A 13776-nucleotide genomic window follows, 5' to 3' on the forward strand; every position below is an offset into this window, starting at 1 on the left:
TTTTTATCCTCCTGTCGCGTTCTCCGCGATCTTCAGTACGGGCAGCATGCCAGCCTTGCGGATTTTCTCAAACACATGCGCCGAACCCTCTGCCGTCAGATGGCCGTAGTCGAACTGGATCGGGACATCTTCTCCGGCCATGGTCTCGCATGCCTGTCCGCCGGGGCACATAACGTCAAAGAAGGAGATATAGCGCACGCCGTTTTCCGCAGCGAGCTTCGCCATCTCGCCGTCAAGCTGCGCAAAAGTTTCGACGCGGTGGCGAAAGGAATAGGCGGCGTCGTTCTTTTGGGCGGAAAGCGCGAGCAGCCGGGGCAACGCCGCGTCATACTGCACCATCGGCCCGAACAGCACGACGGCGTCCGCGTATTTCTTCGCATAGGCCAGAGTCTCGGGCAAGCGCGCCACGTCCTGGCTATTCCAGCGTCCGGCGATGAGCAGGACGTTCACCCGATGAGCGGGAAGATATTCCCGAAAAACATAATCCATGAGCTTTGTGCAGCGCTCATAGGAGCTCATAGAATGATTGAGCGTCGGCTTGCAGCCTGAAGCAGCCGCCTGCATGATATTCAAATCGGGGAAAACCGCTGAAAGGCCGTGCCATAAATGAGCGGCATGGGAATCCCCCAGCAGGAGATAATCGTTATTTTTACCTTCACTGCGTTGCAGGCAGAAAGAAGGGTCATAGACCATATCTCCGCTTTCTATAAAGCAAGACGCGGCCTTACTGGTCTTTTCGCCGTCATAATTCATATATGAAGCGATCTTGATGACTTGAGGCGAGTAGCGGAATGCGAGCCCGTCGGCGACCACGATTCCGATCGCCAGCAGCGTGCAGAAGGCGGCGGCGGCTCCGGCCCAGCGGAACAGGACGGGGCGCGTGAACGATTTCCGGTCGCGGAACGGCGTCTCGACAAATTTCCATGAGGCCGCGGCCAGGACGATGGAAAGGCCGATGACATAAAACTTCTCGACGCGCGGCGGCAACCCGGCGGACATGAATCCCATGCCGTGGAACACGATCACCGGCCAATGCCAGAGATAGAGCGAATACGAGATAAGGCCGATAAATACGACTGGCGGCAGCGACAGCAGCTTGCCGCCCCAGGATTCCCCCGTCTCCCCCGCCGCGATAAACAGCGCCGCGCCCAAACAGGGCAGAAGCGCCGCAAAACCAGGAAACGGCGTGTCCGAGGAATAGAGCGGAACGCAGACGAGGATCATCGCAAGACCGGCGAGGCTGGCCAGGTTACGCCATAGCGCGCCACGGATTTCCGGCACGAGCCTCATGCCCAGGACGCAGCCGATCAGCAGCTCCCAGGCGCGGCTGTGCAGCAGATAATAAGACGCCGACGAATGCTGCGCCACGCCGTAGGCGCTGAGGCCGAGCGAAAACACGGCCAATCCCAGAACAGTCAGCTTCAAATGGCGGCGGAAGCGGCGATAGGCCAGCATGAGCAGGAGCGGAAAGAAGATATAGAACTGTTCCTCAACCGCCAGCGACCATGTATGCAGCAACGGCTTCGACATCGAAGCCCCTTCGAAATAGCCCGCCTGGCTCCAAAACAGGAAATTGGAGGCGGAAAACAGCGCCGCCGGGATGGATTTCGAGAAATCCTTCATCTCGGTCGGCATCAGATAAGCGTAGCCGATGGCCGTCGCGCCGAGCATCGTCACGACCAGCGCCGGGATGATGCGGCGGATGCGGCGCTCGTAGAAATTGACGATGGAGAAATTCCCGGCTTCGATCTCCGTGGCGATGATGCGCGAGATCAGATAGCCCGAGATGATGAAAAAAACATCCACGCCGATGAAACCGCCATGGCAGAACGGCATCTCGACATGGCAAGCGGCGACTGCCATGACCGCGACGGCGCGAAGGCCGTCTATATCCGGGCGGTATTTTGTTCCCTTATGCGCATGTCCCTGAATCATGGCGAATCAATTCCTCTTGTCTGGGGTACGGCTTGCGGAGAAGCCGAAGAGAATAATTTACGGAAAACGGCGGAGATGCGGCGGCGTCCCCGGACCTCGATCAGCGCATAGCTGGCCCAAGCGACAAGCCATGCGGCGACAATGACCGCCGGGGCAAAAACCATGTCCGCGTTCGCCAAGTCGGCAGGCAACACAATTTTAAGACACCGCTTGATCACATCCACCAGAATGCCATGCCACAGATACAGCGAATAGGAGATCAGTCCCAGGTGATAGATCACCCGGTTCCCGAACAACACGGCGCTTGCGCGGCTGTTGTAATACAGGGAGATAATCAGGAACGGGATCACCAGCACGACCGCCACATCGCTGCCCGGAATCGCCAACAGCCCTATAAGCAGAGCGAGAGTTACAAGGACGGCGCCATCGCCTGACATCAACCGGCGGCATGCGGAATTTTGCGACAGCCTATAAGCTCCCAACCCAAGGCAGAATTCTCCAAGGCAACGCAGCGCGGGCAAAAAGCTGTATTTGTGCGCGTCGAGATTGACGACATCGAGCGGGCCCATCTCCCCCTGAGAGGAAACTGCGACCATGAAAATACCCACCACCGAAGCCAAGACTTGCAGCCATACCCAGCGCGAAAAGGCGATGTATATCAAAAGCGGAAAGAGAGAATAGGCCAGCAATTCGGTGCTTACCGACCACGAATTTCCGACCATGATATGAGCGCCGAGACCCCAGCTATGAATCAGCAGGAAATTGGCGATAAGATCGTATGCGCTCAGTTCAAAGTCGTGAACGCCGGAGATATTGACCAGCCATTTCGCGTAGAAGATGGCCGTGACCACGAAATAGACCGGATAAATGCGCGCGATCCGATTGACCATGAAGGATGCATAACGAGGCCAGACGCAGCCGTTCTTGAAGTCTTCGCTATATCGAAGCGCGAGCACGAAGCCGCTGAGCACGAAGAAAAGATCGACGCACAGATATCCCCAGTTCAAGGGAAGGGTGTCGAGAAAGGTGGAATCCTGGTTTTGCCGGGCGTGCCATTGGATATGATAAAGCATAACCATAAAGGCGGCCAGCCCGCGAACGCCGGTCAACGGCTTGATTTCGTTTTTCATGGCCATGGCCCGCTTTTCATTGCCATTCCGGACGCCCCTTCATGGAGGCGATCCGGAATCCAGGGAAACAGTGCTTTGCTTGGCATGGATTCCGGTCTCGCGCCCAAGGACGCGCCGGAATGACAATTCAGCCCTGATAATAATGCTTATATTTCTCGTAACTGCCGAAACCGTATTTTCTTTGCTCGTTCATATCGACCTGAGTGAGAACAGCGCCGGCCAGCTTGACGTTGAACAGCCGGAGTTTTTTCAATCCCTCAGCCACGCTTTCGGTGGTGGTCGATCCCCAGCGCACGAGGAAGAGAGCGGTATCGACCTGCTTTGCCATCATGGCGGAGTCGGCAACGGCCATGATCGGCGGAGAGTCGATGATAACGATGTCGTACTTTTCCCGCACCGCGATCAGCAACAGCTCCATTTGATGGGAACTCAGCAGATCGTGCGGATTAGGAACCTTGGTATGGGCTACGATGACATCGGCGCCGCTGGTGTCGCGCTGGATGGCGTCTTCGAGTTTCGCATCATGTGCCAGTACCATGGCCAGATCGGGCTTAGTGATATCAAGGCCCAGCAGGCTATGCACCGAAGGGCGGCGCAAATCGGCATCGATCAGCAGCACCTTCTTGCCCGACTGGGCGATCACGCGCGTGAGCGACGTCGCGAAACAGCTCTTGCCTTCCTTCGGCAGGGAACTCGTCACCATAATGATCTTATGAGGGGCGTCCACATTCGAAAAGTGAATCGCCGTCGCGATCGCGCGTATGGATTCCGCATAGCCCGACAAAGGCTTTTCCAGGATATAGTCGCCAATCGGCTGCCCAGGCGGAGCATCGGCAACGGGTACGACGCCAAGCCCGTTGATGCCGCATAGCTCCTCGAGCTCGCCGAGAGAGCGGACGCCGCGATTAAGGTATTCAAAGCCGAAAGCCAGAATGGTCCCAAGCCCGCCGCCAAGAAAAATTCCAAGCAGCAGGAACATCCTCTTCTTGGGGAAATACGCCTCCACGGGAATGTCCGCCCGCGCCACGATGCGCGAGTCGGCCATTTGCAAGCCTTGCTGTTCGACAATTTGCTTGGACCTGCTCAGGAAGCTTTCATAAAGAGTCCGGGTCACGGCGGCCTGGCGCTGCAACTGGCGCAAAGTCACCATCGACTGATTGCCTGAAACCGTCACGCCTTCGACGTCCGCAAGCTGCTTCTCCAGCATCGTGACCTTGTTTTTGGCGACATTGTAGTCGTTTTCGATGCTGGCCGTTATCTTCTGCACTTCATCGCTGATCTTGCCGCGAATGCTGTCCAGCTGGTTGCGGATATTCACGATCGTCGGATGCAGCCTGCCATAGCGCTTGGACATATCGGCTTCCTGGCGCAGCACTTCGGCTTCCTGCTGCTTCAAGCCGCGGATCAGTTCCGAGGAAATGGCGATGGAGGATGATTCCTGCTGCCTTAGGCTCCGCCCCTTGACGCTGTTATAGCGGGCTTCGGCCTGTGCCAGTTCGCCGCGCGCGTCGAGCAATTGGGTATTGATGGCGCCCAGCTGCTGCTGCGTGAGGGTTTCATCGCCGCCCTTGCCGACAAGGTTGTTGTCTTCCTTGAAAGTTTCGACGGCTTTCTCAGCTTTTCTGACTTCTTCCTGCAGAGCTTCCAGCCGCTTGTTGAACCAGATCGTCGCTTTTTCGGACGTGTCGTATTTGACCTCGATCTGGTTCTCCAGATAAGCCTCGGCAAAGGCGTTGGCGATTCTCGCCGCCTTTTCCGGATTGACGTCGCGGTAATCGATGTTGATGCTATACGAACGGCCGTCATTGACGACATCGAGCCCCAGAAGCAAATTATTCACGACAATCGTGCGTTCTTCCTCGGCGCGCTTGCTGGCGGTTTCCCCGTCCTCGTCGCTGCCGAAAAGCTGGCTCAGCAAACCTCTCCCGCCTCCTTCGACGGCGGGGTTAAGCACGGGGTCTTTCATGAGGTCGAGTTTATCGACGACTTTATTGGCGACCGTTTTGGATTGAATCGCCGTAACGTCGCTGCGAATGGCTAAAGTATCGGGCAAAAGGCTGGACACGACTTCTTCCAGATCGGTGACGCGCGTCTTGCGCGGGTCGAGAATGACCACGGCCTCGGCCATATAGCGCTTCGGCAATATAAATCCCAGCGTGAGCATCAGAAGCGTGACGCAGCCGGCAACGGCCGAGATAAAAGCTGCATTACGACGCGCGAAGAAATATATCTTGCGGAGGTCGTTCATCAAAAAAAGATCATCTTGTTCCATAATACGCGCCTGTCACATGAGTGGTTGCATTGAAAGATCGGGTTTCTAAAATAACGTCCTGATTATTCTTTTATATTTCTGCTCCATCGCTCTCTATGCCGTCACAATGCCTTTGTCGGCGCTGACATCAACAATCCCCCACCGATTCCGAAACGGCGGAACAATTGCTGCAGTGCACCTGATTAAGGATCGCAGCTTCTAACATTTCCTTCATTCCGATAGCAACTACAAATTTAATTTCAAAGGGATAGAAATCTCAAATAATTTGCCTTAACCACGATTTGCCGGAGATTTCTCGAAAAACAGTTCATAGGGCTTCAGAAACCTGGCCGCGAAAGCAAGCGTTAGGCGCTGCCAATCCGCCTCGCCGGTCAGGTTCTCGAACTGGGATCGATGCTCCATCAATGCGGCTTTTTTACGGTCAAGATAGCCTCCGGCGTCGATTCGCTTATGAGTTAGCAAGGGCGAAACAGCCATGGCATGGCGCAGAGCGCCCATAGGCCAGAACCAGAGCGGGTATTCATAGACCGGACAGGCAATTACCCGGCTATTCACCAGCCTCATTACCGCCGCCGCCACCGCGCGATGATCCGGATGCCGGTCGATGCCGTAAGGCGAAAAAACAATCGCCGGAGCGCATAATTTGGCCTGTATTTCGATATCGCCGGCGATTTTCTCGATATGCGCGGCTGCCTTGCCATCCGGATAGGACAGAAATACGACATCGTCCGCTGTCACCCCAAGCCGTCCGGCAGCGCGGCGCGCTTCCTCCTGCCGAAGAGCGGCCAAAGCTTCGGGCGTCATGACCGTGGACTGGGTTGAAGAGCTTCCATCCGTAACGATAACGATACGAACTGGAAATCCACTGTCACGCAGCCGCAGAACAGCCGCTCCGCAGCCCAGGGTTTCGTCGTCAGGATGGGGGGCGATCACCAGCGCCGGACCGGCAGGAAGGCTTTGCGTGATGTCGACGCTTAGGAAGGCAAAGAATGCCTGAAAGACCTCAATGACCGCTCGTTTGACGGTTTCTTTTAGGGCTTGCATGGAGGCCATCGAAGCCGCTCGCGAACTTATAAGGAAATATCTGAATCAGCCCTGCTCCGCCAAGAGGCTTCGCAGGGCACTCGGTTTTTCTAAGCGCGCAAGCGCGCTAAGAAAAACCGGTGGTGGGCGGTGAGGGGATCGAACCCCCGGCAGCCTCGGTGTAAACGAGATGCTCTACCGCTGAGCTAACCGCCCACGCGCCGACATCCAACGACTGCTACGCGTTTCTGTCAAGCCAGAGAGCAATCCTTAGCCGCCGCCTGTCCGCCGGAGAGTTCCGGCCTGTCGGGCGCGGGAGGCTCCATAGTCCTGCGTGCGGAACTCAAGAGCTCATCCATGACGGCCTCTCTAACCAGGGGTTTATATCCACTGGCGACTTTGCAGCTATCGAGCATGGCGCCTTTCAGCGGATGGTGTTCCAAAGCTTCGTCGACGACATACTCTACATAGGGCCGCCGCTCTTCGACAGCGGTTTGCACGAGCACTTTTCTCACTAATTCCTCTAGCGTCATCCATTCGTCTGGCGGGAGATAAACGTCCCCAGATTCAATCCGGGCCTTAAGCCGCTTGCCGCTTCCGCTAGCCAGAGGAAAACCCTTAGAATCTGACCAAACATGACGCTTTTTCAGCTTTTTCAGCGCTTTCTCCTTGCGCTGGTCGAAATATTTGGCATCCATTTCCTGATCGAATGCCGCATTTTGCCGGACGGCTGATACGTAAGACCAGTAAGCCGGATGATGGAGGGCATGCTCCAAGACATCAGCGGCAGCCGCCTTCATTTCCTCATATCTTTGCGGACGAGTTTCTTGCACGCGCTGTAAAAAATCTTCAATTCTGGACATTATGCATCCCTCCTTAAAAATAGAATGAAATAGATATATCGGCCGATTATTGTTATTTCAAGCGGCCATCAAAAACCGCCGTAACATCACGCAATTATTCGCATCGATCCAAAATAGCCGAGACGTCTTTCTCGACCTTGTCCATATCGGCCATGCCGTCGACCTGATGCAAAATACCCTTGGCCGCGTAGTAGGGGATGATCGGTTTCGTCTGTTCCTCATAGGCCTTAAGCCGCGTCTTCATGGTTTCGGCATTGTCGTCGGCGCGGCGGGTGAATTCCGTGCCGCCGCAAGCATCGCATACGCCGGGAGTCTTCGTCGGCTTGAACTTATCGTGATAACCGGCGCCGCATTTGGCGCATGTGAAGCGTCCGCTCACGCGCTCGACGAGAGCGGGAACATCGACCTTCAATTCGATGACGGCGCATAGAGGCTTGACCTTGGCCAGCATCGCGTCGAGAGCCTCGGCCTGAGCCGTGGTGCGGGGAAATCCATCGAGAATGACGCCTCTGGCGCAATCAGGCTCGGCCATGCGCGATGCAATGAGCCGGATCATCAAATCGTCCGGCACCAGCTTTCCGGCATCCATGAGCGATTTGGCTTCGAGGCCGAGCGGCTCTCCCCGCTTGATGGCGGCACGCAGCATGTCGCCGGTGGAAAGCTGCACCATGGCGCGCGAAGTCTCGATCCTCTTGGCCTGGGTTCCCTTGCCCGCGCCCGGCGGTCCAAGCAAGATGATATTCATGCGGTTCCTCGTATTACGTCAACTTCTCTTACTTTTTGGCGCGCAGCTTCGATTTCTTGATCAATCCTTCATATTGGTGGGCGAACAGATGCGCCTGCACCCTTCCTATCGTATCGATCGTCACGCTGACCACGATCAGCAGCGACGTGCCCCCCATGTAGAACGGCACGGAATATTGCGACGACAAAAATTCCGGCAGCAGGCAAACGACCGTCAGATAGGCGGCGCCCAGAACCGTGATCCGCGTCAGTACGAAATCGAGATACTTGGCGGTATTGGCCCCGGGGCGAATCCCCGGTACCGAGCCGCCGTATTTCCTGAGATTGTCGGCGGTTTCGTCGGGATTGAACACGATGGCCGTATAGAAGAAGGCAAAGAAAATGATCATCCCCGCATACAGGATCATGAACAGCGGCTTGCCGTGCCCCAGTTCGGCCACGACATCCGCGAGCCAGCCGGTATGCCCCACATCGGTGAAACTGGCCAAAGTCAGCGGGAACAGCAGCAGCGAGCTGGCAAAAATCGGCGGAATAACGCCGGCGGTATTGATCTTGAGCGGCATGTGCGAAGCTTCGCCGCCGAACATCTTGTTGCCGACCTGGCGCTTCGGATACTGCACCAGAATGCGCCGTGTCGCTCTTTCGCAGGCGACGCACAGAGCCAGCACGGCCACCAGCAGCGCGATCAGCACCACCAGGAACCAGCCGGAAATCGCGCCGGTGCGGGCAAGCTCGAACGTATTGCTGAGAGAAACCGGCAGGTTGGCGACGATGCCGGTATAGATAATCAGCGATGTGCCGTTGCCGATGCCGCGCGCGCTGATCTGCTCGCCGAGCCACATCAGGAACACGGTGCCCCCCGTCAAGGTGACGACGGTCGTAAGCCTGAAAAAGAATCCGGGGTCGATCACCGCACTACCTGCGGTGCCCGCCATATTTTCAAGCCCGACGGCTAGCGCATAGGACTGCACCAGCGCGAAACCGACCGTCATGTAGCGGGAATATTGAGTGAGCTTCAACCGGCCCTGCTCGCCTTCTTTCTTGAGCGCCTCAAGGCTGGGCACGATGGCGCTGAGAAGCTGGATGATGATCGAGGCCGTGATATAGGGCATGACGTTGAGGGCGAAGACCGTCATGCGGAACAGCGCGCCGCCCGCCAGCATATCGAACATGCCGAGAATGCCGCCGGAATGCTGCGCAAAAATCTGCGAGAGAACATTGGGATCGATACCCGGTATCGGCACATGGGTGCCGATCCGGTAGACGATCAGCGCACCCAGCGTGAACCAGATGCGCGTCTTGAGCTCGCTGGCCTTGCCGAACGCAGACCAGTCCATATTCGCGGCGAGATTTTCAGCAGTGGAGGCCATTATCGGGATTCCGGAAACAAGAGGGGCAAATCAAATCGTTAAGGATTTATGCCCTGTTCATCAAGCTCGCGCAAGCAAGAAGCCTGCTTCGCACTGCATCATCGCAATTGAGCGGCACCGGCCATCCCAAAAGAAAATTCCAGCCGTATTAAGCTGCGGCTTCTTCCGCCGCCGGCGTGGTGACGGTGACTTTGCCGCCGGCCTTTTCGATGGCCTCGATGGCGGTCTTGGAAGCGCCGGCCACGGTGAGATTCACCTTGGCCTTGATCGCGCCCTTGCCGAGCAAGCGAACGCCGTCGCGGGCCTGCTTGACCAAGCCGAGCTTGATCAGCATGTCGCCGGTGATTTCCTTGGCGGCGTCGAGCTGGCCCGCCTCGATGGCTTTCTGCAGGCGGTCGAGATTGATGACCGAGCAGTCGCGCGCGAAGATATTATTGAAGCCGCGCTTCGGGATACGGCGATGCAATGGCATCTGGCCGCCTTCGAAGGATTTCAGCGCCACGCCGGTGCGAGCCTTCTGGCCCTTGACGCCACGGCCGCAGGTCTTGCCCTTGCCGGAGCCGATGCCGCGCCCGACGGTCATCTTGCGCTTGCGCGCGCCCGGATTGTCGCGGAGTTCATTGAGTTTCATAGCCTGTATTCCTCATTCATAAAAACAACGGAATGCGCTGTTATATATTATTTCTTTTCAGTCACTTCAACCAAATGCTGAACCTTGCGGATCATACCGCGCGTTTCCGGCGTGTCCGCCAGCTCGCGCGAGGAGTGGCGCCCGCGCAGGCCGAGCCCGATCAGCGTTTCGCGCATGCCGGGCTTCTTGCGGAATCCCGAGCCTTTTTGCGTGACGGTCAGAGTCTTCGTTGTCGTTTTAGTCATGATTTCACCAGTTTCCTATCAGGCATCCGTCGCGGCATCGCCCGCTTTGTCGGCTTTCTTGCCCAAAATCTCGTTGACCTTCTTGCCGCGGCGGCTTGCGACCGAACGCGGGCTGGACAATGACGTCAGCGCCGCAAAGGTCGCCTTGACCATGTTATGCGGATTGGATGTGCCGACCGACTTCGCCACCACGTCCTGAACGCCCAGAGCCTCGAATACGGCGCGCATCGGACCGCCGGCGATGATGCCGGTGCCGGGAGGCGCGGCGCGCACGACGACTTCGCCCGCGCCGAAGATGCCGCGGCTGTCATGATGCAGCGTCCGTCCTTCGCGCAGCGGAATGCGAACCAGATTGCGCTTGGCGGCTTCGGTCGCCTTGCGGATCGCTTCCGGAACTTCGCGCGCCTTGCCGGAGCCGTAGCCGACGCGGCCTTTGCCGTCGCCCATGACGAGCAGAGCGGCGAAGCCGAACCGCTTGCCTCCCTTGACCACCTTGGCGACACGATTAATGGCGACGAGCTTGTCGATAAACTCGCCACGATCGGAATCGCCGCCACCTTGGCCCTCGTCGCGCCGCTTCTTGCCGCGACGGCGTCCGCCTTCTTCCGATTCCGGGGTCTTCTCGTCTGCTTTCGCCATTATTTCTTTGTCCTTATGTTAAAACGACAAGCCTGCTTCGCGGGCGGCATCCGCGAGCGCCTTGATGCGCCCGTGGAACTGGTCGCCGCCGCGATCGAAGGCAACCTCTTTGACATTCTGTTTCAGCGCGCGCTCGGCGATTAGCTTGCCGATTACTGCCGCCGCATCCTTATTGGCGCCGGTCTTGCCTTCTTTACGCAAATCTTTTTCCAGCGACGACGCGGCCGCCAAGGTGCGGCCCGCCCTGTCGTCGATGACCTGGGCATAGATGTGCTTCTCGGAACGAAACACCGACAGCCTCGGCCGGTCGGAGATCTGCCGCAGCTTGTGACGCACCCGCTTGGCTCTGCGTTCCTTTAATTGTTTTACTTTTTCCATGACCCTATACCCTATTTCTTTTTGCCTTCTTTGCGGCGAACGCGCTCGCCCTCATACTTGATGCCCTTGCCCTTGTAAGGCTCCGGCTTTTTCAGCGCGCGAATTTCCGAGGCCACCTGCCCCACTTTCTGCTTGTCGAATCCGCTGACGGAAATAACGGTCGGCTTTTCCGCCTTGATCGCGATGCCTTCCGGGATCGCGTATTTGACTTCATGGCTGAAGCCGAGCTGCATCACCAAATCCTTGCCCTGGACGGCGGCGCGGAAACCCACGCCTTCGATTTCCAGCACCTTGCGATAGCCCTCGGAAACGCCCTTGACCATATTCTGCAGATTGTTGCGCGCGGTGCCCCACAGCGTCCGCGAACGCTGCGTCATCTGGCGCGGCGTGACGGCAATGGTTCCGCCTTCGACCTTGATCTCCAGTTCGCCCGGCACATCCAGGCTCAGGCTGCCCAGCTTGCCCTTGGCCGCAACCATCTGTCCCTTGACGTCAAGGGTTACCCCGGAGGGAACGACGACTGCATGTTTACCTATACGCGACATCTTTTACTCCAATTAGAATACCCGGCAAAGCACTTCGCCGCCGACATTGGCCGCGCGCGCTTCGTTATCCGACATCACGCCGCGCGGAGTCGAAAGAATCGAAATGCCGAGGCCGTTGTAAAACCGGGCGAGGTCCTTGATCTTCGCATAGACCCGGCGGCCCGGCTTGGACACGCGGTCGATGCGGCGGATCACGGCGTCGCCTTCATGATACTTCAGCTCGATTTCCAGGATCGGCAGCCCATCGGCCTTTTGCGTCTCGCTGAAGCCGCGGATGAAGCCTTCCTTCTGCAAGACTTCAAGAACGTGCTTGCGGAAGTTCGACGACGGGCATTCGATAACGGCAAGCCTTGCAGCCTGGCCGTTGCGAATGCGCGTCAGCATATCGCCAAGGGGATCGGTCATTGCCATACGCTAAAACTCCTTACCAGCTCGATTTCACAATGCCCGGAATCTGCCCCGTCGAGGCCAGATCGCGCAGCTTGATACGGCACAATTTGAATTTGCGGTAAACGCCGCGCGGCCTGCCGGTCAGTTCGCAGCGGTTGCGAATCCGCACCGCCGACGAATTGCGCGGCATTTTCGCCAGACGCAAGACCGCGTCGAAACGCTCTTCCATCGTCGCATCCTTGTCGCGGATAATCGCCTTGAACTTGGCGCGCGAAGCGGCTTTCTGCTTCGTCATCTTCGTCCGGCGCTTGTTCTTTTCGACCATGCTTGTCTTGGCCATCTTCGGTACTCCTTAAGAATTAAACGGTATCTGGAAGCCGCGCAGCAATTCCTTGGCTTCGGCATCGGTTTTCGCCGTGGTGCAGATCACGATATCCATGCCGCGAACTTCATCCATCTTGTCGTAGTCGATTTCGGGGAACACCAGCTGTTCCTTGAGGCCCATCGCATAATTGCCGTTGCCGTCAAAACTTTTGCCGGAAACGCCCCGGAAATCGCGGACGCGCGGCAGCGCGATATTGACCAGCCGGTCGAGGAACTCATACATCTTGTCGCGGCGCAACGTCACCTTGCAGCCGATGCCGAGTCCGCCGCGCAGCTTAAAGGTCGCGATGGCTTTTTTCGACTTGGTAATCACCGGCTTCTGGCCCGCGATCAGCGCCAATTGCTCGGCAGCGACCTTGCTCTTCTTGCTGTCGTTGACGGCTTCGCCCACGCCCATATTGATGACGATCTTGTCCAGCTTCGGAACCTCGAAACGGTTCTTGTAGCCGAACTTAGCGATCATCGCCGAACGGACGGTCTCTTCGTAATGCTTCTGTAAACGCGCTGCCATAATCTTTATCCTTTAACGATCAATCTGCTCGCCGGAACGCTTGGCGACACGCACCTTGCGTCCGTCGCTCAGCGTCTTGTATCCGACACGCACCGCCTTGTTATCCTTCGGATCGACATGCGCCACGTTGGACACATGGATCAAGGCTTCTTTCTTCTCGATCCCGCCGCCGGACTTCGCGTCCTGGCGCTTATGCTTGGTGACAAGATTCACGCCCTGCACCAGCACGCGGTTTTCCTGGGGCAGAACGCGCAGGACCGTTCCGGTCTTGCCCTTGTCCTTGCCCGCGATCACGATGACGCGGTCATCCTTCTTGATTTTAAGCTTCGCGGCCATCACAGCACCTCTTCCGCCAGCGAGATAATTTTCATAAAGCCCAGATTGCGCAATTCGCGCGTCACCGGCCCGAACACGCGGGTGCCGATGGGCTCCTTGTCCTTGTTCACCAGCACCGCGGCGTTGGTGTCGAAGCGGATCGAGGTTCCGTCGTCGCGGCGCACTTCCTTGCGGGTGCGCACGATGACGGCCTTATGCACGTCGCCCTTCTTCACGCGGCCGCGCGGGATCGCGTCCTTGACAGACACGACGATGACATCGCCGACCGAAGCGAATTTGCGCTTTGAGCCGCCGAGCACCTTGATGCAGGCGACGAGTTTCGCCCCGCTGTTATCCGCGACCTGTAAGGTCGATTCCATTTGAATCATAACTTCATTCCT

17 protein-coding genes and 1 tRNA gene are annotated in these 13776 nt (G+C 57.4%); all 18 read right to left on the minus strand.

Features of this window, described 5'->3' with window-relative positions:
* Positions 1-3: 3 nt before the first annotated feature.
* Positions 4-1935, minus strand: coding sequence for an acyltransferase family protein (locus WDO70_04700; GenBank protein ID MEJ0062500.1), 1932 nt, complete (start codon positions 1933-1935; stop codon positions 4-6).
* Positions 1932-3071 (minus strand): acyltransferase, encoded by a 1140-nt coding sequence (locus tag WDO70_04705; GenBank protein MEJ0062501.1) that lies wholly within the window; start codon positions 3069-3071, stop codon positions 1932-1934. Before WDO70_04705 ends, WDO70_04700 begins: the two co-directional genes overlap by 4 nt.
* 121 nt (positions 3072-3192) lie before the next feature.
* Entirely contained in the window at positions 3193-5337 is a 2145-nt protein-coding gene (locus WDO70_04710) for a polysaccharide biosynthesis tyrosine autokinase (protein ID MEJ0062502.1), read from the minus strand.
* A 270-nt stretch (positions 5338-5607) separates the two neighbouring features.
* On the minus strand, positions 5608-6381 hold the full coding sequence (locus tag WDO70_04715; GenBank protein MEJ0062503.1) for a PIG-L deacetylase family protein: 774 nt from the start codon (positions 6379-6381) through the stop codon (positions 5608-5610).
* A gap of 120 nt (positions 6382-6501) precedes the next feature.
* Positions 6502-6576: transfer RNA gene (locus WDO70_04720), tRNA-Val, on the minus strand.
* Positions 6577-6611: 35 nt separating this feature from the next.
* Positions 6612-7223: a hypothetical protein gene (locus tag WDO70_04725; protein ID MEJ0062504.1), complete on the minus strand. Its 612-nt coding sequence runs from the start codon at positions 7221-7223 to the stop codon at positions 6612-6614.
* Positions 7224-7317: 94 nt separating this feature from the next.
* The gene (locus tag WDO70_04730; protein ID MEJ0062505.1) at positions 7318-7968 is read right to left on the minus strand and encodes an adenylate kinase; all 651 of its coding nucleotides are present in this window, start codon (positions 7966-7968) and stop codon (positions 7318-7320) included.
* 28 nt (positions 7969-7996) lie between these two features.
* Positions 7997-9337 (minus strand): preprotein translocase subunit SecY, encoded by a 1341-nt coding sequence (gene secY / locus WDO70_04735; GenBank protein ID MEJ0062506.1) that lies wholly within the window; start codon positions 9335-9337, stop codon positions 7997-7999.
* Positions 9338-9485: 148 nt separating this feature from the next.
* Entirely contained in the window at positions 9486-9968 is a 483-nt protein-coding gene (rplO, locus tag WDO70_04740; protein ID MEJ0062507.1) for a 50S ribosomal protein L15, read from the minus strand.
* Between the two features lie 47 nt (positions 9969-10015).
* On the minus strand, positions 10016-10213 hold the full coding sequence (gene rpmD, locus WDO70_04745) for a 50S ribosomal protein L30 (GenBank protein MEJ0062508.1): 198 nt from the start codon (positions 10211-10213) through the stop codon (positions 10016-10018).
* An 18-nt stretch (positions 10214-10231) separates the two neighbouring features.
* Positions 10232-10852: a 30S ribosomal protein S5 gene (gene rpsE / locus WDO70_04750; protein ID MEJ0062509.1), complete on the minus strand. Its 621-nt coding sequence runs from the start codon at positions 10850-10852 to the stop codon at positions 10232-10234.
* Positions 10853-10870: 18 nt separating this feature from the next.
* The gene (gene rplR / locus WDO70_04755; GenBank protein MEJ0062510.1) at positions 10871-11230 is read right to left on the minus strand and encodes a 50S ribosomal protein L18; all 360 of its coding nucleotides are present in this window, start codon (positions 11228-11230) and stop codon (positions 10871-10873) included.
* Between the two features lie 11 nt (positions 11231-11241).
* Positions 11242-11775 carry a 50S ribosomal protein L6 gene (rplF, locus tag WDO70_04760; GenBank protein ID MEJ0062511.1) on the minus strand — a complete coding sequence of 178 codons (534 nt, stop codon included), beginning with the start codon at positions 11773-11775 and terminating at the stop codon, positions 11242-11244.
* 12 nt (positions 11776-11787) lie between these two features.
* Positions 11788-12186, minus strand: coding sequence for a 30S ribosomal protein S8 (gene rpsH, locus WDO70_04765; GenBank protein MEJ0062512.1), 399 nt, complete (start codon positions 12184-12186; stop codon positions 11788-11790).
* Positions 12187-12199: 13 nt separating this feature from the next.
* Positions 12200-12505 carry a 30S ribosomal protein S14 gene (rpsN, locus tag WDO70_04770; GenBank protein MEJ0062513.1) on the minus strand — a complete coding sequence of 102 codons (306 nt, stop codon included), beginning with the start codon at positions 12503-12505 and terminating at the stop codon, positions 12200-12202.
* Between the two features lie 12 nt (positions 12506-12517).
* A complete protein-coding gene (gene rplE, locus WDO70_04775; GenBank protein ID MEJ0062514.1) occupies positions 12518-13060 on the minus strand; it encodes a 50S ribosomal protein L5 in 543 nt (180 codons plus the stop codon).
* Positions 13061-13072: 12 nt separating this feature from the next.
* Positions 13073-13396 (minus strand): 50S ribosomal protein L24, encoded by a 324-nt coding sequence (gene rplX / locus WDO70_04780; protein ID MEJ0062515.1) that lies wholly within the window; start codon positions 13394-13396, stop codon positions 13073-13075.
* Positions 13396-13764, minus strand: a complete 369-nt coding sequence (gene rplN / locus WDO70_04785) for a 50S ribosomal protein L14 (GenBank protein MEJ0062516.1) — start codon at positions 13762-13764, stop codon at positions 13396-13398. Before rplN ends, rplX begins: the two co-directional genes overlap by 1 nt.
* Positions 13765-13776: the final 12 nt, after the last annotated feature.

Source organism: Alphaproteobacteria bacterium (assembly GCA_037200005.1).
Taxonomy (GTDB): domain Bacteria; phylum Pseudomonadota; class Alphaproteobacteria; order UBA9219; family RFNS01; genus JBBCGY01.

What these genes read in the sequence shown, in the direction of transcription:
- WDO70_04715 (MEJ0062503.1), bottom strand. Translation starts at nt 6,381, where the DNA reads ATGCAAGCCCTAAAAGAAACCGTCAAACGAGCGGTCATTGAGGTCTTT.
- rpmD (MEJ0062508.1), bottom strand. Translation starts at nt 10,213, where the DNA reads ATGACTAAAACGACAACGAAGACTCTGACCGTCACGCAAAAAGGCTCG.
- rpsH (MEJ0062512.1), bottom strand. Translation starts at nt 12,186, where the DNA reads ATGGCAATGACCGATCCCCTTGGCGATATGCTGACGCGCATTCGCAAC.
- WDO70_04700 (MEJ0062500.1), bottom strand. Translation starts at nt 1,935, where the DNA reads ATGATTCAGGGACATGCGCATAAGGGAACAAAATACCGCCCGGATATA.
- rplO (MEJ0062507.1), bottom strand. Translation starts at nt 9,968, where the DNA reads ATGAAACTCAATGAACTCCGCGACAATCCGGGCGCGCGCAAGCGCAAG.
- rpsN (MEJ0062513.1), bottom strand. Translation starts at nt 12,505, where the DNA reads ATGGCCAAGACAAGCATGGTCGAAAAGAACAAGCGCCGGACGAAGATG.
- WDO70_04710 (MEJ0062502.1), bottom strand. Translation starts at nt 5,337, where the DNA reads ATGGAACAAGATGATCTTTTTTTGATGAACGACCTCCGCAAGATATAT.
- rplX (MEJ0062515.1), bottom strand. Translation starts at nt 13,396, where the DNA reads ATGGCCGCGAAGCTTAAAATCAAGAAGGATGACCGCGTCATCGTGATC.
- rplF (MEJ0062511.1), bottom strand. Translation starts at nt 11,775, where the DNA reads ATGTCGCGTATAGGTAAACATGCAGTCGTCGTTCCCTCCGGGGTAACC.
- rplE (MEJ0062514.1), bottom strand. Translation starts at nt 13,060, where the DNA reads ATGGCAGCGCGTTTACAGAAGCATTACGAAGAGACCGTCCGTTCGGCG.
- WDO70_04725 (MEJ0062504.1), bottom strand. Translation starts at nt 7,223, where the DNA reads ATGTCCAGAATTGAAGATTTTTTACAGCGCGTGCAAGAAACTCGTCCG.
- rplR (MEJ0062510.1), bottom strand. Translation starts at nt 11,230, where the DNA reads ATGGAAAAAGTAAAACAATTAAAGGAACGCAGAGCCAAGCGGGTGCGT.
- WDO70_04705 (MEJ0062501.1), bottom strand. Translation starts at nt 3,071, where the DNA reads ATGGCCATGAAAAACGAAATCAAGCCGTTGACCGGCGTTCGCGGGCTG.
- rpsE (MEJ0062509.1), bottom strand. Translation starts at nt 10,852, where the DNA reads ATGGCGAAAGCAGACGAGAAGACCCCGGAATCGGAAGAAGGCGGACGC.
- WDO70_04730 (MEJ0062505.1), bottom strand. Translation starts at nt 7,968, where the DNA reads ATGAATATCATCTTGCTTGGACCGCCGGGCGCGGGCAAGGGAACCCAG.
- rplN (MEJ0062516.1), bottom strand. Translation starts at nt 13,764, where the DNA reads ATGATTCAAATGGAATCGACCTTACAGGTCGCGGATAACAGCGGGGCG.
- secY (MEJ0062506.1), bottom strand. Translation starts at nt 9,337, where the DNA reads ATGGCCTCCACTGCTGAAAATCTCGCCGCGAATATGGACTGGTCTGCG.